This is a genomic window from Comamonas testosteroni TK102, from assembly GCF_000739375.1.
Lineage (GTDB): Bacteria > Pseudomonadota > Gammaproteobacteria > Burkholderiales > Burkholderiaceae_C > Comamonas > Comamonas brasiliensis.
The window spans coordinates 4763287-4784894 of the sequence record NZ_CP006704.1 but is presented as its reverse complement, the minus strand read 5'-3'; the positions used below and the strand labels follow the sequence as shown (position 1 = coordinate 4784894).

16 protein-coding genes and 1 pseudogene are annotated in these 21608 nt (G+C 57.3%); 9 read left to right on the top strand and 8 right to left on the bottom strand.

Annotation, left to right across the window (positions count from 1 at the left end; genetic code table 11):
- Positions 1-277 precede the first annotated feature (277 nt).
- The 5 genes from O987_RS21620 to O987_RS21600 form a co-directional block, all read right to left on the bottom strand.
- Positions 278-1288, bottom strand: a complete 1011-nt coding sequence (locus O987_RS21620) for an FAD-binding oxidoreductase (RefSeq protein WP_043374686.1) — start codon at positions 1286-1288, stop codon at positions 278-280.
- Between the two features lie 9 nt (positions 1289-1297).
- Positions 1298-2080 (bottom strand): PdxA family dehydrogenase, encoded by a 783-nt coding sequence (locus O987_RS21615; protein ID WP_235214196.1) that lies wholly within the window; start codon positions 2078-2080, stop codon positions 1298-1300.
- 161 nt (positions 2081-2241) lie between these two features.
- Entirely contained in the window at positions 2242-2706 is a 465-nt protein-coding gene (locus O987_RS21610) for an aromatic-ring-hydroxylating dioxygenase subunit beta (protein WP_012837659.1), read from the bottom strand.
- On the bottom strand, positions 2703-3944 hold the full coding sequence (locus tag O987_RS21605; RefSeq protein ID WP_043374680.1) for an aromatic ring-hydroxylating dioxygenase subunit alpha: 1242 nt from the start codon (positions 3942-3944) through the stop codon (positions 2703-2705). The genes O987_RS21610 and O987_RS21605 overlap by 4 nt, the downstream gene beginning before the upstream one ends.
- A 14-nt stretch (positions 3945-3958) precedes the next feature.
- Positions 3959-4927, bottom strand: a complete 969-nt coding sequence (locus O987_RS21600; RefSeq protein ID WP_043374677.1) for a Bug family tripartite tricarboxylate transporter substrate binding protein — start codon at positions 4925-4927, stop codon at positions 3959-3961.
- A gap of 109 nt (positions 4928-5036) precedes the next feature.
- Between O987_RS21600 and O987_RS21595 the strand changes: the two genes are divergently transcribed.
- Entirely contained in the window at positions 5037-5804 is a 768-nt protein-coding gene (locus O987_RS21595; protein ID WP_043374675.1) for an IclR family transcriptional regulator domain-containing protein, read from the top strand.
- Between the two features lie 554 nt (positions 5805-6358).
- Here O987_RS21595 and O987_RS28440 read toward each other — a convergent pair.
- Positions 6359-6595, bottom strand: a pseudogene (locus O987_RS28440) (IS3 family transposase); the annotation flags it as partial.
- A 119-nt stretch (positions 6596-6714) separates the two neighbouring features.
- Here O987_RS28440 and O987_RS21590 point away from each other — a divergent pair.
- Positions 6715-9162, top strand: a complete 2448-nt coding sequence (locus tag O987_RS21590) for a hypothetical protein (protein WP_043374673.1) — start codon at positions 6715-6717, stop codon at positions 9160-9162.
- Between the two features lie 329 nt (positions 9163-9491).
- Here the strand turns inward: O987_RS21590 and O987_RS21585 are convergent, their stop codons facing one another.
- The gene (locus O987_RS21585; protein WP_043374671.1) at positions 9492-10148 is read right to left on the bottom strand and encodes a hypothetical protein; all 657 of its coding nucleotides are present in this window, start codon (positions 10146-10148) and stop codon (positions 9492-9494) included.
- Positions 10149-10311: 163 nt separating this feature from the next.
- Here O987_RS21585 and O987_RS21580 point away from each other — a divergent pair, with 163 nt between their 5' ends.
- The gene (locus O987_RS21580; RefSeq protein ID WP_144244963.1) at positions 10312-11487 is read left to right on the top strand and encodes a hypothetical protein; all 1176 of its coding nucleotides are present in this window, start codon (positions 10312-10314) and stop codon (positions 11485-11487) included.
- A gap of 72 nt (positions 11488-11559) precedes the next feature.
- Here O987_RS21580 and O987_RS21575 read toward each other — a convergent pair.
- Positions 11560-12680, bottom strand: a protein-coding gene (locus O987_RS21575) for an IS3 family transposase (RefSeq protein ID WP_144244962.1) whose coding sequence is annotated in 2 segments (ribosomal slippage) — positions 11560-12422 and positions 12422-12680 — 1122 coding nt in all. Because the reading frame shifts where the segments join, the coding sequence is not laid out codon by codon here.
- A 332-nt stretch (positions 12681-13012) separates the two neighbouring features.
- Between O987_RS21575 and O987_RS21565 the strand changes: the two genes are divergently transcribed.
- The 6 genes from O987_RS21565 (at position 13013) to O987_RS21540 (ending at position 21597) form a co-directional block, all read left to right on the top strand.
- Complete coding sequence (locus tag O987_RS21565; RefSeq protein ID WP_034379774.1) at positions 13013-14758, top strand: DUF1302 domain-containing protein; 1746 nt, start codon at positions 13013-13015, stop codon at positions 14756-14758.
- An 18-nt stretch (positions 14759-14776) separates the two neighbouring features.
- Entirely contained in the window at positions 14777-16141 is a 1365-nt protein-coding gene (locus O987_RS21560) for a DUF1329 domain-containing protein (RefSeq protein WP_034379772.1), read from the top strand.
- A 38-nt stretch (positions 16142-16179) separates the two neighbouring features.
- Positions 16180-17280, top strand: a complete 1101-nt coding sequence (locus O987_RS21555; protein ID WP_043374664.1) for a WD40/YVTN/BNR-like repeat-containing protein — start codon at positions 16180-16182, stop codon at positions 17278-17280.
- Between the two features lie 39 nt (positions 17281-17319).
- A complete protein-coding gene (locus O987_RS21550; protein WP_034379766.1) occupies positions 17320-19758 on the top strand; it encodes an efflux RND transporter permease subunit in 2439 nt (812 codons plus the stop codon).
- A 505-nt stretch (positions 19759-20263) separates the two neighbouring features.
- A complete protein-coding gene (locus O987_RS29580; RefSeq protein ID WP_235214195.1) occupies positions 20264-20752 on the top strand; it encodes a hypothetical protein in 489 nt (162 codons plus the stop codon).
- A 110-nt stretch (positions 20753-20862) separates the two neighbouring features.
- Positions 20863-21597, top strand: a complete 735-nt coding sequence (locus O987_RS21540) for an enoyl-CoA hydratase/isomerase family protein (protein WP_235214194.1) — start codon at positions 20863-20865, stop codon at positions 21595-21597.
- The last annotated feature ends 11 nt before the right edge of the window (positions 21598-21608 follow it).

Below are 21608 nucleotides of genomic sequence, written 5' to 3'. Positions count from 1 at the left end.
CTCGGTAACCTAGGTTACTACCAGCGCTGCCGCCCGAATACACGCGACTGATGCTGGAGCCGCCCGAGTGGGGTGAGTCGACGCCGGAGTCTAGGCGTCCATCTCACATAAATGGTGATGTGCGTTCGCTGCTCCGCAAACGTTGAGCAACACTGCGCATATCACAGCATGCTTGGCTAGTTGGATCGTTGGTGGGGGCTAGTGGATCACTTCTGGGTGGAAATCAACATATACCCGCCTCAAGCCCGCCGTGTTGATATCGCATGGATAGCTACTTCTAGTGGCTACCAGTCGGGCTCGTCGCAAAAACATCCGCGTGGAAGTCCTGTGCTAACAGGCCCATATCGGAAGCTGCTGTGCGCACTGATTGAACCAGGGAGGGTGAGCCACAGCAGTGCACCACATGATCGTGCAGGTTGCCAAAGTGTGTGCGTAGTGCGTCATCTACCCGACCGGCGTGAGCATCCGCAGGCACATTGCCTAGGTCGGTGATGGCTGCAATGTAGCGAAACTGCGGCCAAGTTTTGCGCCACTTGTCGATGGCACTAGGGAGATACAGGCCAGAGGGGTTGCGAGCCCCCCATATCAGCGTGATGTCGCGCTGAACCTTGCGTTTGGCTAAGTCATCAAGAACGGATTTAATGGGCGCAAATCCCGTGCCACCTGCAACGCAAATCAGGGGCCTGGTGTCGTCAGGCTTCAGTGCGATGCTGCCGAATGGCAGTTCGATCTCCAATGTGTCACCAGACTTCAACTGCTGGACGATAGTGCTGAAGCGACCTCCCGGTACATGCCTGACATGCAATGTGATGCCATCGCTCTCATGGGGTGGATTGGCCATAGAGTAGCTGCGGCTTTCCCCGTCGTCGAGGTGAATCAGCAGGTATTGGCCGGCTTCAAATTTGGCGCGCTTGCCCACAGGCAGGCGCAGGCGCAGCAGCGAGACATCGGGTGCCGCCAGTGTATTGCTGTACACCTTGGCCGTAAAACGTTTTCGGGCTTCCGGGTCGAGACGGCGAAAGGAGCTCGGCTGGATTCGTATATCGCTGGCGGCGGTGCAGCCGCACAGCAGTACCTGCTCCGAGGTGCAGAGTTCGCTGCGCACGGCCATGCCATTGAAGGAAGTAATATTTCCGTCGAGCAAGGCGCTCGCACAGTTGCCACAGCTACCTTTGCGGCAGGAATAAGGTAGTTCGATGCCGGCCTGCAGGGCGGCATCCAGCACGGATTGCCCGGGCGCGCAGGGGAACGCGATATCAGAGTCGTGGATATGGATCTGGTGGTTCATGGAGGGTCCTCAGCCCGGTTGGGCGCCGAGCAGGGCGATCGTGCGCAGGAGGGCCGTGGAGTCGGCCACGCCACGGCCGGCAATGTCCATGGCGCTGCCATGGCCCACGCTGGAAAGCACCACCCTGCCGCCGATGGAGATGGCGCTGGCTCCGTTAGGAGCCAGCAGCTTGATGGGGATGTGCCCTTGGTCATGCAGCATGGCCACATACAGGTCGTGCTTGCGCTGTGCCAGAACCATGTCGGCTCCCATGGGACCATCTACCGCCAGGCCGCACTTGCGCAGTGTCTCGACGGCAGGAGCGGTGATCTGGGAGTCCTCCAGGCCGAACAACTGTCCTTCAGATGCATGAGGGTTGATCCCGAATACAGCGACTTGTGGTTTAGGCACTCCGAGTAAGGTGCATGTCTGCACGGCAGCCTGCACCGCGTTGACCACCAACTGAGGAGAGAGCCGCTCCAATGCGCTGCGCACGCTTTCATGCAAAGTGACATGCACTATGCGCAGGCCAGCACCCACCAGCATCAGGAATACCTGGTCTTCGTTCATGCCAAGAACATTGGCGAGCAAAGATGGGTAGCCGCTGAACGCTATGCCTGCGCGGTGAATGGCCGTTTCATGGTGGGGACAGGCAATGACGGCATCGACCTCGCCGTTCTCGCACGCTCGGATAGCCGCTGTTGCGGATTGCACCGTTGATAGGCCAGCCTGCGGGGTGATCTCTCCCCATTGGATTGGTTGTGCAAGCGAGCCGGCTTCCTCATGAATGAGGCCTTGAAGGAGGGGCTCCATTTCGCAAACCCGTGCGGCTTGCTCGAGAGCGCTCCACGGTCCATAGACCTTGATCAGGGATCTTTCGTTGGCAGACAACTGCCGAAGAGCTTTCAGTGCGATTTCAGGGCCAATACCGTGGGGATCGCCGATGGCCAAAGCCAATCTACGGTGCACTATTGTCATAGCGGCAATGCCATCAGCGTGTCCGTCACCGTGCTGTCGCAAACCGCGATGCGTTCTTGCAGACGTAACTTGCCATCGATCGTGGTGAATTTGTCGAGGTACTCACCGCTGGCAAAGACCTCTGTTTCCCCGGTATGCATGATGCGCAGCACCATGAACGGCGTGGAAGCACTGGCCTGTGTTGCATCGCCTGACTGGATCGAAGGCAGTCCCAGAATATGGCGATAGCGATGGCGCTCGTAGATATTGGCTTCGCGCAGCGCAGAAATTCGGTCGGTGAGCATGTCCTGTGAATCCGCCCAGACAATGCCGGCAGCAAGCCCTTCAGCATGATTGTCGACATTGGTGACGCGATAGTGGCAATCCTTCGTGAAGAAGGTTGGCCATTGCTCCATGGCGTCACTGTCTACGGTCTTCGCGTAAGCGGCATTGAAGGCCGCGATTTGAATTTCATTGATCATGCTTGCATCTCCTGTCCCATATGCTTGCGGTAGGCCTTCCAAAAGCCGCGTACCGAGGTTTCTGTGGCGCGGCCCTCGCTAGAGCCTTCGTGGTCTCCGCCCATCTCGATGACCGCATCAAGGTTGGCAGCGCCTGCGATGCCACGCTGCACGAATCCACCGACAGCTCCGTCTTCCATGGAAATAAATCCTGCAGGGCCGATGAGGTTGGCCTGTTTGAGTCTGACCTTGCGCTGCTCTGTACTGTCATCTGCATAGCCAAGATAGGTCCAGTTGAGTTCCGAGCTGGAGATGCTCTTGGGCAACAACTGACGCACGGCGATGCTGTTCTGAATCTGCTGCAGCACAAAGCCAGGGAACACAGAAAGGATCTGCAGGGTCACGCCGTCCTCGAACTCCTCGAAGCCCTCTAGAAGGCTGGGATCTTTGAGCCGGTAACGCTCGTTGTCGGAGCGGATGGCCTGGTCCTTGTACGAGTCGTCTTTGGCGCTACGATCGATCATGGAATAGCTCACATGGTGGCCACCCGACTCGTCGACGATGACGCCGCCTTTTTGTGAGAGTCGATTCAGCTCGAAGGTGGTGAAGAACATATGCAGCAGGCTGGCGTGATAGCTGTCCTTCACGTTCTCGAAGTAGAGCTTCCAGTTGTTAGGCAGCTTTTGCGTGAAGCGACCGATGACTTCTACGGGCTTGTGCAGCACGCGCTCTATGCGCTCGCAAATCTCAGGGCCAAGGTAATCCTCAATGCTGGGTACGTCCTCGGAAAAACTTCCAAAGACCAAACCGCAAAAGACAGCCACGCGGAGCTTGCGCGGGCCATGCTCTTCTTTGCAGAACGAGGCCGGCATGCCACCCTGGCCCTTGACACCTTTCTCGAAGGCAACGCCGGTCAGATCTCCCTGTCGGTTGTAGCTCCAGGCGTGATAGACGCACTGGAAACTATCCGTGCGGCCTGATTTCTCCAGAGCGATGAGAGCGCCGCGATGCGCGCAGCGGTTTTCGAAGGCGTAGATTTCCTGGTCGGCATCCCGTACGACAACTATCGGTGTTTCACCGGCAAAGGTGGTGCGGAAATCACCAGCCTCGGGGATTTCAGATTCCAGGCACAGGTAGTTCCAGACCTCGCCGCGATAGATACGTTGCTGTTCCTGATCCGCATTGGCTGTGTCGGTATAGATACCGAAAGGCACGCGCGTATTGGTGGCCCCATGCCACTGGACGATGGATTCTTGCATGTTGATTTCCCGGGTTAGAGCTTGACGTTGGCGGCCTTCAGCACCTTCTTCCACTTCTCGGTTTCCTGACGGATGAACTGAGCAGTCTTGGTGGGATCCCAGCCGCAGGGCACGGCGCCCTGTTCCTGAAAGTGCTTGCGGATGTCGTTCGATGACAGAGCCAGAGCCATCTGCTTCTGAAGCTTCTGAGCGATTTCTGAGCTCGTGCCTGGGGGCGCGACGACAGAAAAGAACGTCACGGCTTGCATGGCTGGCCACTGCTGCTCCGCGAAGGTGGGGACCTGGGGCAATATTTGAGAGCGCTGCTCGTCGGCAACGGCCAGAATGCGCACCTTGCCGGCTTGGTGGTAAGTTGCCGATGAGCTGATGTTGTCGAAAAACACATCCACATTGCCGCCGATCAGGTCGATCAGTGCTGGGGCTGTTCCCTTGTAGGGAATGACGGTTAACTCAACACCAGTCAGCTGCATGAACATGGCTGCAGTCAGGTGGGATGTAGAGCCGTCGCCTTGCGTCGCCACAGTCACTTTTTTGGGGTTGGCTTTTGCGTATGCAATGAACTCGCCAAGTGACTTAATCGGTAACTTGGGGTTGATGACTAAGACGTTAGGCACTGTGGCCAAAATCGTCACCGGTACCCAGCGAGTCGGGTCAAAGCTGAGCTTCTGATAGAGGTTGTGGTTGATGGCGATGGGCCCCGGAGGGGAGGCCAGCACAGTCATTCCGTCCGGCGGTGCCCGGAACACTAGATCGGCACCGATGTTTCCACCAGCCCCGGGCTTGTTTTCAATGATCACGCCACCTGCGTAGTCCGCGCGGATTTTTTCGGCTACTAGGCGCGGCAGTACATCGGCGGTACCTCCGGCTGAGAAAGGCACGACGATCTTGAGAGGTTGATTTGACTGAGCCAGGCTACCTGTTGCAGCGACCGCAGCGGCAATGCCGATCAATGCTTCGCGTCTGCGAATGGATGCGTTGCGCATCTTGTCTCCTTCTTGTGTGGGGAACTGCAGTATGGGGATGTCGTACTTTGTGTTAAACCTGTTTTTGCGCTATGCGCAAAAATGTTGAAAACACCTTGATTTGATCGCTATGCAGGACAAGAACTTTGTGGAATCGCTGCGCAAGGGATTGGGCGTACTGACTTGCTTTGACCGTCGGCATACCCGGCTCACGCTGTCGGAAGTGGCCAGGCTCACGCAGTCCACGCCAGCATCAGCCAGACGTTCGCTCAGCACACTGGTACAGCTCGGCTATTTAGAGAGTGACGGAAAGCTGTTTTGGATGCAGCCCAAGTCACTGCTGATCGCCTATTCATTTCTGTCATCGCGCCCTATGCCTGCGTTGGCTCAGCCTTTACTGGATGCACTGTCGGAGCGCACCAGGGAATCCGCTTCGCTTGGTACTTTGTTGGAGGACGATGCCATCATCATTGGGCGTTCGACCGCTCGGCGCAGCTTGAGCACGGGTCTAGGAATAGGATCCAGGTTGCCGGTGTACTGTTCTGCGATTGGTCGGACGCTGCTGTCAGGACTGTCTCAACATGAGGCGCGTGCAAGGTTGGAGATGATCGAGCGCGTGGCTCTGACCCCTCAGACGGTGACTGACTTGGAGGAGCTGCTAGGTCTGCTTGAAACTTGTCGGCAATCAGGGTGGTCATGCAGCGACGGAGAGCTGGAGCTGGGGGTGCGCTCTATGGCAGCGCCGGTGCGCGACCCTCAAGGCAACACTATTGCTGCCATGAGCATTGCAGTCAGGGCCGAGAGACTCAGCATGAGCGAGTTCAAAGAGACCTTTTTGATGCCGCTGAAGCGCGCTCGCAATGAGTTGGAAAAAAAGCTATATCCACAAGGGTTGTAGTGCTCCACGATGTTCTTGCTGCTACCGCTGTGCGAGCACGACGGTAGACGTAGGAGCTACGCGCAAGAGCCAACTATGCAAGGAGTTTTGGCAGAACCATAGTGCTCCTTGATGGCGTCACTCAGCAGTGACTTCTCCCGGTTAGACAGGAGCTGCATACTGAAGCACAGGCCTTTTTTAGCGGCTCATTGGCCTTGCTCAAGAGGTCCTGCTCAAGCGGCCCAGGCGCGGCTTGAGACGCGGCGTACTCAGCGGGAGTCATGGGGGCTGGGGCCATCCGAATTGCCGGAACTTGCACTCGATCCCGCGCTAGCTTCGGAAGACTCCTCACCCTTACCGATATTGGACACGTTTCTCAAACTGAGATAGGTGAGGACGGTAGTGACCAGAAGAGCAATCACGAACGCAATCACCATCTTCGGAATTTTCTTTTTATTGGTATGGAGCGAGGCCGACTCATACCACTTATAGACTCTTTGGGGAACCGGACGGCGCTACTGGTACCGTTAGTGCTAGATCCAGGCTGGAGGTGCGGATAAAAACTTGGACTGGTTTTATGCGGCTAGGCCAAGTTTGTGCCGGTATTCCACAGGACTTAAACGTCCCAGAGATACCTTGATACGTTTTTCGTTGTACCAACGAATGTAAGTATCGACAGCTTCAATGAACTGCTCAATCGTTGTTGATTGCCAGTTGCTGGGATAGAACAGCTCCATCTTTAGCCTTCCAAAGAAGCCCTCGCATGCAGCATTGTCTGGCGAGCACCCTTTGCGAGACATTGAGCGAATCGGCTGGAAGCGGACCTCACTGCTTTGCCACAGCTTTTGTTGCTATTCTGGCGCTGTTGTCAAGCACTTCCTGAAATCAGACCGTCGAGAGACGCTCAGTTATCCAGCCTTATCCTTGTTTCATGTCTGAACTCACCCTGACCGAAATTCTTGATTGCCAACTCAATGGCGGTCTACTACCTTCTATTGGCAGCCTAGCTGATGACGCGTTGTTAAAGAAGGATTACAAGGAGGCAGTGCGGCTTTATATCGAAGAGTCCGGGACGTCGCCAGATGCGCGAGCTAAACACGGGTTTAGTGCTGCTATGGTCGGTGATGACGCAAGTGCCGAAAAGTTGTTGACGATCGACAACGTGGGCACACATCCGATGGGGATGGCCATTCTTGCCTGGGTACTCGCGGGGCCGAAGGGCAAGCACATCGATACGTTTTTCTCGACCAAAGAGGATACTGAACGCAAACAACGCCGCGAGACTGTGCTCAGCTTGCTCAATCGCGCTTTGGCTGTTGAGCTTCCACCTCCGACAGTTTTCTTAGCTGCATGCGATGTTCACTGTAATTACGGCGCAGAGGTTGACGCATTGGTGGTTCGCGCTCGAAGCCTCTATCCAAGCTGGGCATGGGCGCAGGGGCTTTATGCTGCCAAGCAACGGACAGTTGACTGTTTTCCCCCTGCCATCCTCGATGATTTGATGCGTGTATTGCCCTCGGCAGTTCATGCCGAGGTGTTTCGCGAAGCTTTCATCTATGCAATGAAGCTTGAGCGCTGGGGCGACGCAGAGCGTGCAGTCGGAGTGCTGGAAGCGCTAGTGCGCAAAGACCGACTGAGCAAATGGGCCGTTGTCACTCTGGATGAGATGCGCACAATGATAGCGTTGCATCGTGCTCGCGCAGGTGATGCTGAAGCATATGAAGATGCCCTCAACATTATTTCTCCATATGCAGGCATAACTTCAGGTGGTGGGGATGCACCTGATCCGCTGAATGCTCCGCGGTTTCTACTGGACATCGCCCTGGAGACGTACAACGAAGTCAATGCCCGAGATGCGGTGCGGGCAGTGCTAGAGCATGTATGGGGCGCCAAAGACATTCCTGGCAGAGGGTTGAGTAATTGGTCTCCAGCCCTAGGCTCGTCAAGCTTGATTGGGTGGTTGCACATCTATCACTTTGGATTTAGGTTTGTCGAGTCATGGCAACGAGTCTTGCCTATGCTTGATGAGCAACTGGCAGCGCGTTGGAGTTTGCTGGTTGCAGCCGATGCAGTTCTGGCGGAGCAGGCAACGGAAGAAGAACTTTGTGTCGTCCGTGAGGCAGATTTGATGGATGCTCCTCTTTGGGCTTGGCGTGCAGCATTCCATGCGTTTTGCGCGGAGCCGGTGGATTTCCTGCGTGCTGGCGAGGTCTTGGCACAGGTCAGCGAAAGCTATGAAACGTTGGGAGGGACTGACGATGAGCTAGTGTCCAATTTTTACGTCGATGACTATGGTTCCGAGCCCATAGAGGAAATGTTCAAGGGGGCACTTAGCTGGCTTTTACGAACTCCGGCAGCGACTGGCCGAAATCTCTTGCGCTACTGGGCACAAAGCTCCATCGAAAATGGTGGCGCTTCGGTCATCGAACAAATCGCCCAGTTGTCCTTGAGCCGGCAGGAGTCCGAAGATGCCCGCAAAGCCCTTGAGGTGGCCCAGCAGGCACTGGCGAGCGACGAGCCAGAGGAAGAGATTGTCCTTACGCCACAGGCTGACCTCGAGAGTTGGCTTAATAGCTACCCAGATCCGGAGCACACGCGAGTGCAGCCAGAGGAGCTGACGCTTCTTGAGGCTGCGGCCTTGATCGCATTATTCCGTGCAAGTCCCCTAAACCACAGCAAGTGGTCTCTAGCCGCCTTGCGGGATTCGACACGCAAATTCGAGCCAACCCATAAGTTCATCGAAGTGATGTTCGGTTTGATGGGTAAAGGGGTGATCGCTGTCCATAGCGCAACCCCAAAGGGCACAATGTGGGTTCAAGATGATCAACTGATTGCGTATCTTGATCGCGTGATCTGGAGAGTGTCTCCCCGCACCTTGGCGCTTCACGGCAGAATTCGTGAATTGGCCCTGCGCGATTGGCCGGAATCATGGCGCAGCCACGCGGCAATCCTGGCTCGTGATCTCGGGGTAGAAGAGATGGTGACCTATCAGGAGCACCTCTTGACCGAGCGAGACCTACCCATCCCAGACAGGGATGCTGTACGTGAAATCTTTCGTGTGCAGTTGGAGCAACTGGCTATCGCTCAGTGCTACTACCTTACTCATAAGTCCATGCGCGAAACGCTGGATTACCAAGCGCGCTACCGCCCCGGACAAAAACAGCTACAGGCCCGGATATTGAACCTGCTTCGCGGCAATGGTGAGAGAGCTGTGGAGAAGGGGTGGGCCACTCGTTACGGGCGGGTGCGCGATCTGCCAGCGTCTCTCTTACATGAGGCGTTGCACGACGTGTTGACTAGGTGGGGTGACAGGGCCTTTGAAGAGCCCGTGCTGTCCTTGGTGTTAGATGAGTCCGAAGACACACCCGACGCAAGCTGAATGCCGATCTAGAGCGCGCCTGAAACAAGATAGAGCGAAACCTGCTCATATTTCTCATGTCTTGACCCAAAAAGGACGATGCGGCAACGACCGAAGATTTTGTTGCTCTCCTTGAATGCTATAGCTATCCGTGATGCGTACCGTCGATGATTGGCTGCCATTGGCGAGCGTTCGCTCAAGGCTGGTTGCCGCCATTCGAAACGATGACTGCTTCCGTCATTACCGGTCATTGGACATTCCGAGGACTGAGTAACCGCTGCACTGCAAGGAACGGCCATTCCACTGAGCGCACGCAAGGAGCCGGGCTTCATTCAGGGCGACAGCAGCTCTCACGTGCTGTGAACTGGCAATAGTGCTTCCTTAGCCTTTTCATAGGCTTCAAGGCTAATGTCTCCAAGTTGCTCTTTATTGGGCTCTTGGTTCTGCTTCTTTGCTAGCTTTTGAAGAAACTTGATCTTGCTCTGCTCATCTTTGGGGTCTACGAGCCACTGGTCGATCGACTGGCCTTGATCGTATGCAGCCAAGCAGCCTTCTTCTTTTAAAAAGCTCGGAGCACCGGCTCGCCAGACCCTTGTTTCGTCAGGATTGTTGATGCTTCTGATGTAACCTTTGACTTCCCGTTTCTTGCCGCTCATCTTAGGCTGGGAGGCCTCTACAGCCTTTACCGAAGGGGTGAAGCCGAGGGGTTTGGCGGCTTTCAGAATTTCGCTGTCGGAGAACAGATCGGTAATCGCTGGGACTTTTAAGCCGGCTTGGGTTAGCTCCGCAAACGAGATCTCTTGCTCTGTGATGACGTTGATCAACTGCGCAATGCACTGCTCTCGTTCAGCACGCGCGGCCATCTTTTTTTGGCGCAACTGCTGGAACTCAGTTTCTTGGGCTGCATCGGTCTTGCCATCGATGTAACGCGTTGCTAGCTGCTGGTATCGTTGCTCGTCTTCTTTGCTGAATACGGTGCTGGGTGAATGCGATGTTGTCTGTTCCATGGGTGTCTTTCCGGGGGCTCTTTAGCGAGGGGACTGGCCCCTTTATATCTGCAAGCAGCTTCAATGTTACATGTGCGTACATGCTTCGAACCCAAACAGCCGTCAAGCAACTCAGCCAGGCTGGAAAGGGCACCAGTTGGTTTGTGATGAAGCACTCTGAGAAATGGATTATTTAGAAGCAGTTGAACGTGCTGAACGAAATGTCGGACTGGTGTTCACTCGTTCAATAGCACCGCCACATGTCATCGGAGGACGATTACTTCGACCTCCGCAGCGCGGGGCGCTTTCGCTGGGGAGGAGATGGCGTAGCTCATACCCTTGGCAGGTTTTACGAGTGGCAGTGCACACTTATCTTTCGCTAGCTGCCAATGTCTCTGGGCCTCACTTCAGCTGGAACGAGTCACGTGACCGGATGGATTTCACAGCCCTTGGTGAACGATTGCTGCTTTGCTTGGATCTGTACAAGCAAGAACAGAAAATGTTTGAGAACGGGATGAGAGATTCGCTTCGTTCAGCGTCTTTTCTTGAGAGTGCTCACTTCCGTTTGTTCCAGGAGATGCTCGCTCAGCAGGCTGAGGTCATAAAGGGCACTCAAACAGACTTGTATCTAGAGCAGTATCGCTTTGTCCGGGATGATGTTGTCCGGTTGCAAGGCTGCCTGGATGAAACGATTGGGTTGCTTCGCGGATCGGACGCAAAAAGATGCAATAAAGGTCTCTATGACGAGTCCTACAAAACGTCTATCTCTCTCCAGCACTATTTGGATGATCTGAGATCTGCTCATGCCAGTCTCGAGGCTTTCGCGTTTGAAATTTGCTTGGATACGCCGGAAGGCAATGCGCTGGCGGCGCACCAAGATGCCAAGCGTGCCAGGTACCAACTGGCCAGCGAATTTCCAGAGAATTTTTTGCAAGCCCTGAAGCAGGCTTCAGCATTTATTGCATACCTCAAAAAGGTTGGCTCTGCTGAGATCAAGGGCCATCTGATCAAGCTTTCCGCAACGATTTGGGGAGAGCCGCGCTGCACGGTGATTTTGATAGGACCTGAGGTGAGGCAATTGCTGGCTGGCCGTGCCACTGCGCACTCCCAGCTTTCGCTGATATGGGCGGATTTCATACTGGGGCCCTGGGGTGTGCTGGAGGGGCATTGGGGCCGTTCCATGCAAGCCCCAGGTATCCAGCTTTTGCCAAATGACGAGTGGTCGCGATTGAAGAGGAACGACAACGCTTGGAAGGCGTTACACGGCTTTGTGGATGAAGTTTTTGTGAAAGAGCTGCCCTTCATGCGACTGCGCTTGCCTGAAAGAAGGCGGGCATGGTCCAAAGGTGGGAAAGTTTGAGCAATCGGTGTGATCGTGAGGACTGGCGATCGAGTGAACACAAATCTGCGATGCATTCGACGTCCCCCGTCTTTAGTAGCATTGGGCTTTGGAGTCCGGGGATTCATTTAACGGGTTTTGCATCAGCCTTTGGGCATAAGCTGCCGGGGTTAGTCCGCCGAGGGCTTTTTTCGGCCGCTCCTCGTTGTATTCCCGGCGCCAAGCCTCGACGATCACACGGGCATGTGCCAAGCTGGTGAACCAATGTTCGTTCAGGCATTCCTCTCTGAAGCGGCCGTTGAACGATTCGATGTAGGCGTTCTGGTTGGGCTTGCCAGGCTCGATGAGGAACAACTGAACACCCCTGGCGTGGGCCCAGTTCAGCATGGCTCGACCGCAGAACTCCTTGCCGTTGTCAGTTCGGATCGCCTTGGGCAGTCCCCTTGTAATGGCGAGTTGATCCAAGACGCGCACCAACTGGTTGCCACCCATTGCTCGCTCGGCCACGATGGCTACCGCCTCGTGGGTCGCATCATCGACTACCGTCAGGCTCTTGATGCTGCGTCCTTCGGCCGTGCGGTCAAAGACAAAGTCCATCGACCACACTTGGTTGGCTGTCATCGGACGCTGTAGCGGGTGGCGATCGGCCAGCGGGATCTTTTTGCGTTTGCGTTTCCTTACCTGCAAACCAGCCTCGGCATACAGGCGGTCCACCCGTTTGTGGTTGACGATCTCGCCAGCTTGCCTGAGCTTGAGATAGATCATGCCGGCGCCGTAACGGCGATGGCGTTGCGCCAGAGCGATGATCTTGTCCTTCAAGGCACCGTTTCGGTCTCCAGCAGGCTTGTAACGGTAGGCGCTGGCGCTCATGCCGATGACGAGCAGTAAGCGGCGTTCACTGAGTCCGCAGACCACCATGTGGCGCACCAGCTCGCGCCGTGCAGGTGCGCTCACCACTTTTTTCTCAAGGCTTCTTTCGTCACCTCATTCTCCAGCATGGACTCGGCCAGCAGCCGCTTAAGACGTGCATTTTCAAGCTCTAGCTCCTTGAGCCGTTTCGCGTCCGAGACGCTCATGCCGCCGAACTTGTTACGCCAGAGGTAGTAGCTGGCCTCAGAGAAACCGTGCCGGCAGCACAGCTCTGCCACTGGAAGTCCAGACTCCGCTTCTCGTAGGAAGCCAATGATCTGTTCTTCTGTAAATCTCTTTTTCACGTCCAATCTCCTGTCTTCGGGATTGGACTCCAGAGTCGGACGCTACTCAAATCCGGGTGGACGTCGCCGTCACTTGGATCGAAATGGAGCCAAATTCGACACCTGCCATGACTGTGCATGGATTTTTAATTTTAGACGTTGTTGGTGAATTTGTTCAAATTAAGTGGAAACCCCGAATATAGAATTTGATTCTAAATGCAGAATTGCAGGCGGAATGCACAAGGAAGACAAGCTGCGCTGTCCCGTCCTGAGACCTCAGGGGAATTCATGGGAGTGCCAACTGAAGCTTGCGCCAAGTAGAAGGTAAATCCTCAGTTGATGGAGACAAATTTATGAAAAACCGACAGCCAAGGACGGCTCTTTTCCGGAGTGCAGTGCATATGATTGGCGCCGCAGTGGCTGTGGTCGCGGCCAGTGGTGTGCATGCACTGGAGCTTGATTCTGGCAATCCTGACCTTAAAATTCGTGCCGATGCAACAATTCGTTACAATTTTGGGGTCCGTACTGAGGCACAAGATCAACGACTGTTAAACTTTGCCACCACCGACGAAGGAAACGCCAAATTCGGTCGTGGAGACGTTGTGTCCAATCGGCTTGACCTGTTAGGGGAACTCGACCTCAACTACAAGGGAGTCTTTGGTGCCCGGGTCAGTGCGGCGAGCTGGTATGACCATGCGTACCGCGACAGATCCGTATCATCGCCGGCGGGGCAGGCGACGTCATACAACAACAACCGGTTCAACGACGAAGTCAACCGGTTTGTCCATGGTCCGTCTGGCGAAATCCTGGATGCGTTTGTCTGGTCCAACTTCGATCTCGGTTCTGTTCCCGTCAATGTCAAGTTGGGCCGTCACACCGTGGTTTGGGGTGAGGGCATGTTCATCGGCGCCCACGCCATTTCCTACGGTCAGTCGCCTGTGGATGGTATGAAGGCGGTGTCCAGCCCAGGCATCGAGACCAAGGAAACTTTCCTGCCCATCAACCAGTTGACCTTCAAGGCGCAGTTGACGGATAAATTGTCTCTTGCGGGTCAGTATGCGTTCGACTGGAAGCCGACGCGCGTGCCATATGCGGGCACGTACCTGATGGGGGCTGACAACGCGCCCGGGGTGGATCGTTATGCCCTGACGCCCTGCAACCCTGCTCTGGGTCCTTATTCCTGCATGGCCATGGCCAACACGGCAGCCAAGACTTCGGGTGACAAGAATTGGGGGCTCTCCGCGCGTCTGGATGTGGACGCCATCGATTCGACGTTGGGCGCTTACTATCGGCAGTTCAACGATACCAATCCGGAAACAGGTATTCAATTGACCAGTTTCGCTCCGGTGTCGGCACCATACAACGCCATCCTGGGTTCAGCGCTACCGAATTCTTTCAGGTTCGTCTATCCGGCCGTTACCAAGCTCTGGGGGCTGAGTCTTTCCAAGTCTGTGGGGCCGGTGAGTGTTGGCGCCGAAGTCTCCTGGCGCAAGAATGCGCACCTCAACTCCGTTGCCAGCTATACCTCCACCAGCACGGGGGCGACAGGGGACACATTTCATGCCGTGGTGAATGGGACGTATGGGCTGACCAAGACGGCCCTCTGGGATACCGGTACGCTGATCGGCGAACTCGCATACAGCCGCCTGCTGAAGGTCACGGGCAACGAAGATCTGTATCGAGGCGTGGGATATGCTGGCTGTGTGAAGCTTGGAACCAGCGGCGCTACCGCCCAGCCGGGGGACGTGACCGACACCTGCTCAACCAAGAACTATTGGGAGCTTGCCTTGCGCTTCACCCCTCAGTACCTTGGCGTGCTGCCGTCCTTGGATCTGTCGGTCCCCGTGACCGTGAGCTACGGTATCAAAGGCTCGGCGGCCACCGGTGGTGGCGGGTTCGAAGGCCTCCTCAAGTGGTCTATCGGTATCGCTGCCATCTATGCAAGCAAGCATGAATTCAGCCTCACCTATGCGGACATGTCCGTACCGACCAAATACAACGCCGCCGGCACGGCCGCTATTGGCGGCAACGCACTCAACAGTAGCGTGGGCGCAACCGATCGTGGTCGCCTGTTTCTCACCTACAAGACCTCGTTCTGATTCTCTGGAGCTGCAATCATGAAATTCCACAACATTCTTTCGCTGGTTGCCATCGGCCTTGGCGCACCAGCTTTCGCGGCCGTAACAGCGGAGGAGGCCAAGCAGTTGGGCACGACGTTGACCCCGTTCGGAGCGGTCAAGGCGGGCAATGCCGACGGCAGCATCCCGGCCTACACAGGTGGGCTGACCAAGGCTCCTGAGGGCTTCAAGCCGGATAGCGGCTTTTGGGTCGATCCGTTCAAGGACGAAAAACCGGTGCTACGTATCGATAGCAAAAACATGGCGCAGCACGCTGCCTTGCTGAGTGAAGGGCAGAAGCACCTGTTGTCCAAGTACCCCTCGTACTACCTGAATGTGTATCCCGCGCACAGAACGGCGGCCTATCCCAAGAAGATATTGGATGCGACCGTGCGCAATGCGACGGCCTGCAAGACAACAAAAGAGGGGCTGGCTGTTGAGCGCGCTTGTAGAGGCGGGTTGCCATTCCCCATTCCGAAGACCGGATATGAGGTGATGTGGAACCAGATCCTGCGCTACCAAGGGGAGACGGCGATTACCACCTCGGCCTCGCGTTCCTGGGTGGTTGACTCTTCGGGTAAGGCAGTGGCGACCGCGGAGCAGGCCACATTCCAGGACTTCGTGTATTACCAGACCGATGTGGCCGATCGCGATCCTGACATGGCATGGCGGACGTACTCGATCAGCAAATCGCCTGCGCGTCGCGCTGGCGAAATGACGGGTTTGGCGGACTACATCGACCCGGTTGATCGGCCCCGCAAGGCTTGGAGTTATACCCCTGGTCTGCGCCGCGTGAAGCTTTCTCCGGAATTTTCATACGACACTCCCGTGGCGAGCATGGGTGGCGTGACGCTGTTTGATGAGCTGTTTGTGTTCTCGGGCATCATGGATCGCTTCGATTTCAAGCTTATCGGCAAGAAGGAGATGTACATCCAGTACAACGCCTACAAGAATCTCTACGATTGCCCGACGAGCGATAAGGCTTTGTTGCCGAATCACGTCAATCCGGAGTGCGAGCGTTGGGAAAAGCACCGTGTTTGGGTTGTGGAAGCGACGCTCAAGTCCGGCCAGCGTCACGTGTATTCCAAGCGCACATACTACTTCGATGAAGATCTGAGCGGCGCTGCCAACTACGATGCCTTCGACCAGAACGGCCAGTTGTATCGCACGCTGTTCCTTGCTGCTTCTCCGATGTACGACAAGCAGATCCCTTTTGCGGCGAAGAATGTGGTGTACGACTTCAACAAAGGCATGTACGCCTATGTCAACGATGTGATGGTGGGTGGCTACAAAGTGCTTCCGTCCGCGCGCAGCGAGCGCGAGATGAATCCTGAAGCCATCGTGTCGCGTGAAACGGCTCGCTGAGTTTCGTGCATAAAGAACCTCGATTGGATCCTCGGGCCATGACTTTCCTGTGTTCTTTCCTGCGTTCGCGTTGGGCTTGCGCCGCGCTCGCTGGCTGGTGTGTGTTGCTGACGATGCCATGGGTGATCGCGGCGCAAGGCGCAGCCCGCCCGGATGATCTGATCGATGCGCCATCGCGAACTCTGGTGGCGGCGCAGCGGGCAACGGCCAGCGGGGTCGCAAGCCAAGGTGGGCGCACCATTGCGGTGGGGCCGCATGGCTTGATTTTGCTCTCTGAAGATGGTGGCGTATCCTGGCGTCAAGTCGCCAGCCCGGTTTCCACCGATCTCACTACGGTGCGCTTCACTAGCTCCGGCGTGGCGTGGGCCGTGGGGCACGACGCAGTGGCCCTGCGGTCGTCCGATAGCGGAGCATCGTGGGAGCGGGTGTTGGATGGGCGCGCGGTATTGACGCTGCTGCGCCAGTCCGCCAAAGGTTCCGAAGAGATGGAGGTGGAGATACAGCGGACGATGGGGCAATCGGCCACACCGGATGTCTGGCCCGCTCCATTGTTCGACATCTGGTTCGCACCTGATGGGCTCACTGGCTTTGCTGTCGGTGGTTTCGGCTTGATCCTGAAAACCAGCGATGCCGGAAGGAGTTGGGAAGCTTGGCATGGGAAAACCGACAACGAGCAGCGGTATCACCTGTATGCCCTGACGGGCGGTGAAGGGGGCGTCTTCGTCGCGGGTGAGCAGGGCCTGGTGATGCATCTCAATGCAAAGGCTCAACGCTTCGAACGTATGCAGACGCCTTACAACGGCAGCTTCTTCGGCATTACTCAGTTTGGTGCCCGCGTGCTGGCCTACGGCTTGCGTGGCAATGCCTTTTTCAGCGAGGACGCTGGGCATGCGTGGACAAAAATCCAGACCGGACTCGATGCCAATCTGGTGAGTGCAGTCTCTCAAGGGAATTCAGTGTTTCTCGTGTCGCAGCATGGGAGTGTGCTTGCCGTGGATTTTGCCGCCGCTCGCGCCACCATATTTGACCAAGCACCAGGTGCCGAGGTCTATGACGCTGCGATGACGAGTCCCCATCGTTTGGCTCTGGCGCGCCTGAGCGGTGTTAGCGTCATCGCGTTCTCCGCGCAAGGTAAATGAAGGCCGCAGGTCTTTTGGATCTGCTTCGTGAAAGTTCTGATGTCTGCTCATTCCCCGCAACCTGCCATGCCGGTCGTTCGCGATCCGGCACAGTTCGACCGCAAATCAGGCAGCCGCCTGGAGCAACTGGTGTTTAACAACCGGCTGCTGGTGCTCCTGCTGTGCTTTGTCACTACCGTCGTCTTGGGCTACTTCGCCCTGAACCTGCAAGTCAATGCCAGCTTTGAGCGGATGATTCCATCTTCCAGCCCATACATTCAAAACTACTTTGCCTATCGCGAGGAACTCCCTGGGTTGGGAAACACGGTGCGGGTCGTCGTAGAGAACAAAAGCGGTGATGTCTACGACGCAGCCTACTTGGAAAAACTGCGCAAGATCAACGATGCCCTCTACCTGATTCCAGGGGTCGACCGCTCCTGGATGAAATCGCTCTGGATGCCCATCGTGCGCTGGCGGCAGGTGACAGAGGAGGGCGTGGTGGGTGGCCCTGTCATGCCGCCTGACTACAGCGGCAGCCAGGAATCGATCGGCAAGCTCAAGGAAAACGTCGGGCGGTCTGGCATTGTTGGGAGCTTGGTGGCCAATGACGTGCGCTCAACGATGATCATCGTGCCGCTGCTGGATCGGCATCCCAAGACGGGCGAGCCGCTGAACTATGGTGAGTTCTCCCGCATCCTGGAGAAGGAGATTCGCTCGTTCGAGGACGGGAGCACTGGCATCTACATGGTCGGGTTTGCGAAGATCGTCGGTGATCTGATCGCAGGGCTCCATGAGGTGATGCTCTTTTTCGGACTCTCGGTGGCGGTCGCCGCACTCTTTGTCTACCTCTATACCCGGTGCATCCGCAGCACCTTGCTGCTGGTCAGCGTGGCCGTTGCCGGGGTGGTGTGGCTGCTGGGGTTGATGCACCTGCTGGGCTATGAACTGGACCCTTACTCGATCCTGGTCCCGTTCCTGATTTTCGCGATCGGGCTCTCGCACGGAGCCCAGAAGATGAACGGCATCCTGCAGGACGTGGGGCGCGGGACGCACAAATACGTTGCAGCGCGCTACACCTTCCGGCGCCTCTTCTTGGCGGGTCTGACGGCACTTCTGACGAATATCGTTGGCTTCGCCGTGCTGGTGATCATCGATATCCCGGTGATTCGCGATCTGGCCCTAACCACCAGCATCGGGATCACCGTGCTGGTCTTCACCAAGCTCGTTCTGATCCCGGTGACGTTGTCCTACATCGGAGTGAGCGAGGCTGCGGCGCGCCGCGCCCTCGCCGAGGACACGACGCGCAAGAAAAGTTGGCTCGGACGCCTCTGGAGTGCGCTGGATCGCCTGACCGAGCGTCGCGCGGCCACCGTGGCGGTGGCGTTGGCCGCCGTGATGACCGTGGTTTGCACGGTCGTGATGTTCGACCTGCGCATCGGCGACCTGGATCCGGGCGCGCCCGAACTGAGGCAGGACTCGCGCTACAACCGTGATAGTGCCTATATCACGGCTCACTATGGGCTGTCGAATGATCAGTTCGTGGTCATCATGACCAATCCTGACGATGGCTGCCGGCTGTATGGCACCTTGCAGATGATGGACCAACTGGCCCAGGCACTACGCCAGACCGAGGGCGTGCAGGCCACCAGCTCGCTGGCGGAGTCCACGCGCTTCATCACCGCAGCCCTGAACGAGGGCAGTGGCAAGTGGCTCACCATCAGCCGGGACCAGGGCATCACGAACGCGGCGGTGGGGGCAGCCATGATTGCGAGTCCGGATATCACCAATACCTCGTGTTCCGTCTCACCGCTGATCGCCTATCTGGCCGATCACAAGGCGGACACGCTCAAGCGCGTGCTCCAGGTCAGCGAGGCTTTTGCAGCCGAGCACAACAGCCCCTCTGCTGATGGCGGGCCGAGCTTTTTGCTCGCGGCGGGTTCCGCAGGGATCGAGGCTGCGACCAACATCGAAGTCGAGCGCGGCATCGTGCTGATGTACCTGGCCGTGTATGGCGCCACGGCGCTGCTGTGCCTGCTGACCTTTCGCAGTCTGCGCGCCACCATCGTGGCCATGGTTCCCCTGGTGATTACCACCATCATCTGCAAGGCCTTGATGGTGTGGATGGGCATCGGGCTCAAGGTGGCCACGCTGCCAGTGATCGCGGTGGGCGTAGGTGTCGGCGTTGACTACGCCCTGTACCTGCTGAGTGTCCAGATTGCGATGCAGCGCCGTGGTGCGACGCTCGCCGAAGCGTACCGCAGATCGCTCGATTTTACGGGGCGCGTGGTGGCACTGGTGGGGCTGACCATGGCCGCAGGCGTAATCACATGGGCGTTTTCGCCAATCAAATTCCAGGCAGACATGGGAATTTTGCTGACCTTCATGTTCCTGTGGAACATGGTGGGTGCCCTGGTGCTGATTCCCGCCTTGTCCCATTTCCTGCTCAATCCCCGGCAGACCAAGTCTGCATTGCCTGCGGATGGCGCACTTCCTATTTGACCTTTTCCTTTTCTTGGAGCAACGCCTGTGTTTGATCTGTTGATGAGTGCCGACATGATGCTGCCCGACCCGGACGGCATGGCACAACTGTTGGTGACGAAACTGGGCCTCCACGGCCATCCCAATTGGCGCCAAGCGTTCGATGGCCATCCCTACATTGCCCATTTCCTGCGGGTTCACAAATCGCTGGCCGTTGCCCCCACCCGCATTGAGCCGCAGTGCCATCTGGATCAACCCAACCCGGGTGATCCGATGTTCCACGACTTCCTGGAGAGTCTCAAGGCCTACCAGGGGGGCCACCGGCCCATGCTGACCCACTCCATCGTGCTGGCCGCACGCGGCGACAGGTTCGACCTGCTGGTCGAGAAACTCATGCGCCGGCGCCTACGGTTCCGCATGGCACAACGCACCCCCGATATGCCGTTCGACCGGCTCTGGCTGGGCGCAACGCCCGAGGATCCTCGCTACCACCCATCGGTGGATGGGGGGGCTGTGCATCGAGGTCATGCCCCTGGAGCCGCTGCAGATGCCGGCCGACACCTTCAGCGTGCCGCCTCCCGAGCCACGCGATCCCCAACCGGGCGACATGGTGCGGGTCACCTCGCGCGGCTACATCGTCCGCAATCTGGACGAAACCCTGCGCACGGTATCGGCCAATCTCGACTGGGAGCCTGGCAGCCCTGTGGAGTCGCTGGACAAGGAGGGGTACCGCCGCGCCCGCATGGAATTCACGCTGCCGCACAGCGCCTCGCTGGACGTGATCGAGGCGACCCGCTGGAATGGTGACGCCGGCGTCTACCTCAATTCATGGGGGCCTGGCCCTTACTACATCCGCATCGCGGTGAACGGTCTCCGGGCCAAAGCCGAGGATCTGAAGGCACGCGGCACCCGTTTCACCTGGATCGACGAATGCGAGGCGGTGGGCGGAAAACCGCTGATCCGGGTAGATCCGGCCGACGTGCGAGGGCAACTTTTTGAGTTCGAGGAGTATTGAACCGATGATGGAAACCTCCTTTCACAAACCAGCCACCCCGGCGCGCGACGAAGCTGCAGCCCCCGGGAATGCCGTCGAGGTGGAGCGCCGGGGGGGGCGTTGGCTGGATCGTGCTCAATCGCCCGGACCAGATCAATGCGATCAACGACGGCATCCGCCGTGGTGTTCCTGCGGCCCTGGCCGAGTTGGATGGAGATCCGTCCGTGCGGGTGATCGTGATACGCGGCGCGGGTGCGCGCGGGTTCTGCGCCGGAGCCGACATCAAGGAGCGGCGGCCAGCGGAAACATCGTTGCAGGTGCGCCGGCGCATGCAGAAGTCGCGCTGGATCGAGGCGCTGGATCGCACCGAGAAACCTGTGATCGCCGCCATTCATGGGTATTGCATGGGTGGGGGTATGGAACTGGCCCTGGCTTGCGATCTCCGTTTCGCGGCGCCGGATGCCGTGTTTGCCCTTCCCGAGACAGGGCTGGGCTTGATCCCCGGAGGCGGTGGAACCCAGCGCCTTGGATCCGTGGTCGGTCCGGGGCGTGCGCTGGATCTGCTCTTGACCGGTGATCGCGTCGACGCACGCAGGGCATTCGACATCGGCCTGATCACCCGCATGGCCGACAGCACGGACTCCCTGCTCGCGGAGGTCGCTGTCCTGGCTGAACGCATTGCCCAGAGGCCGCCTACGGCAACGCTGTTCGCCAAGCAGGCTGCACGCGCGGCCAGCCACCTTGATCTCAAGAGCGGCCTGGATCTGGAATTGGACCTGTTCGCCATGCTGGTTCCGATGAACGACGTCAAGGAAGCCGCACTGGCGTTTCGCGAGAAACGGACGCCCTGTTTTTCTGGTGAATGAATTTCTAAACA

Excerpts from the sequence above, each read along its gene's own strand:
- O987_RS21610 (WP_012837659.1), bottom strand. The coding sequence starts at position 2,706 with ATGATCAATGAAATTCAAATCGCGGCCTTCAATGCCGCTTACGCGAAG.
- O987_RS21595 (WP_043374675.1), top strand. The coding sequence starts at position 5,037 with ATGCAGGACAAGAACTTTGTGGAATCGCTGCGCAAGGGATTGGGCGTA.
- O987_RS21620 (WP_043374686.1), bottom strand. The coding sequence starts at position 1,288 with ATGAACCACCAGATCCATATCCACGACTCTGATATCGCGTTCCCCTGC.
- O987_RS21555 (WP_043374664.1), top strand. The coding sequence starts at position 16,180 with ATGACTTTCCTGTGTTCTTTCCTGCGTTCGCGTTGGGCTTGCGCCGCG.
- O987_RS21615 (WP_235214196.1), bottom strand. The coding sequence starts at position 2,080 with ATGGAGCCCCTCCTTCAAGGCCTCATTCATGAGGAAGCCGGCTCGCTT.
- O987_RS21605 (WP_043374680.1), bottom strand. The coding sequence starts at position 3,944 with ATGCAAGAATCCATCGTCCAGTGGCATGGGGCCACCAATACGCGCGTG.
- O987_RS21550 (WP_034379766.1), top strand. The coding sequence starts at position 17,320 with ATGTCTGCTCATTCCCCGCAACCTGCCATGCCGGTCGTTCGCGATCCG.
- O987_RS21580 (WP_144244963.1), top strand. The coding sequence starts at position 10,312 with ATGGATTATTTAGAAGCAGTTGAACGTGCTGAACGAAATGTCGGACTG.
- O987_RS21585 (WP_043374671.1), bottom strand. The coding sequence starts at position 10,148 with ATGGAACAGACAACATCGCATTCACCCAGCACCGTATTCAGCAAAGAA.
- O987_RS29580 (WP_235214195.1), top strand. The coding sequence starts at position 20,264 with ATGCCCCTGGAGCCGCTGCAGATGCCGGCCGACACCTTCAGCGTGCCG.
- O987_RS21590 (WP_043374673.1), top strand. The coding sequence starts at position 6,715 with ATGTCTGAACTCACCCTGACCGAAATTCTTGATTGCCAACTCAATGGC.
- O987_RS21565 (WP_034379774.1), top strand. The coding sequence starts at position 13,013 with ATGAAAAACCGACAGCCAAGGACGGCTCTTTTCCGGAGTGCAGTGCAT.
- O987_RS21560 (WP_034379772.1), top strand. The coding sequence starts at position 14,777 with ATGAAATTCCACAACATTCTTTCGCTGGTTGCCATCGGCCTTGGCGCA.
- O987_RS21600 (WP_043374677.1), bottom strand. The coding sequence starts at position 4,927 with ATGCGCAACGCATCCATTCGCAGACGCGAAGCATTGATCGGCATTGCC.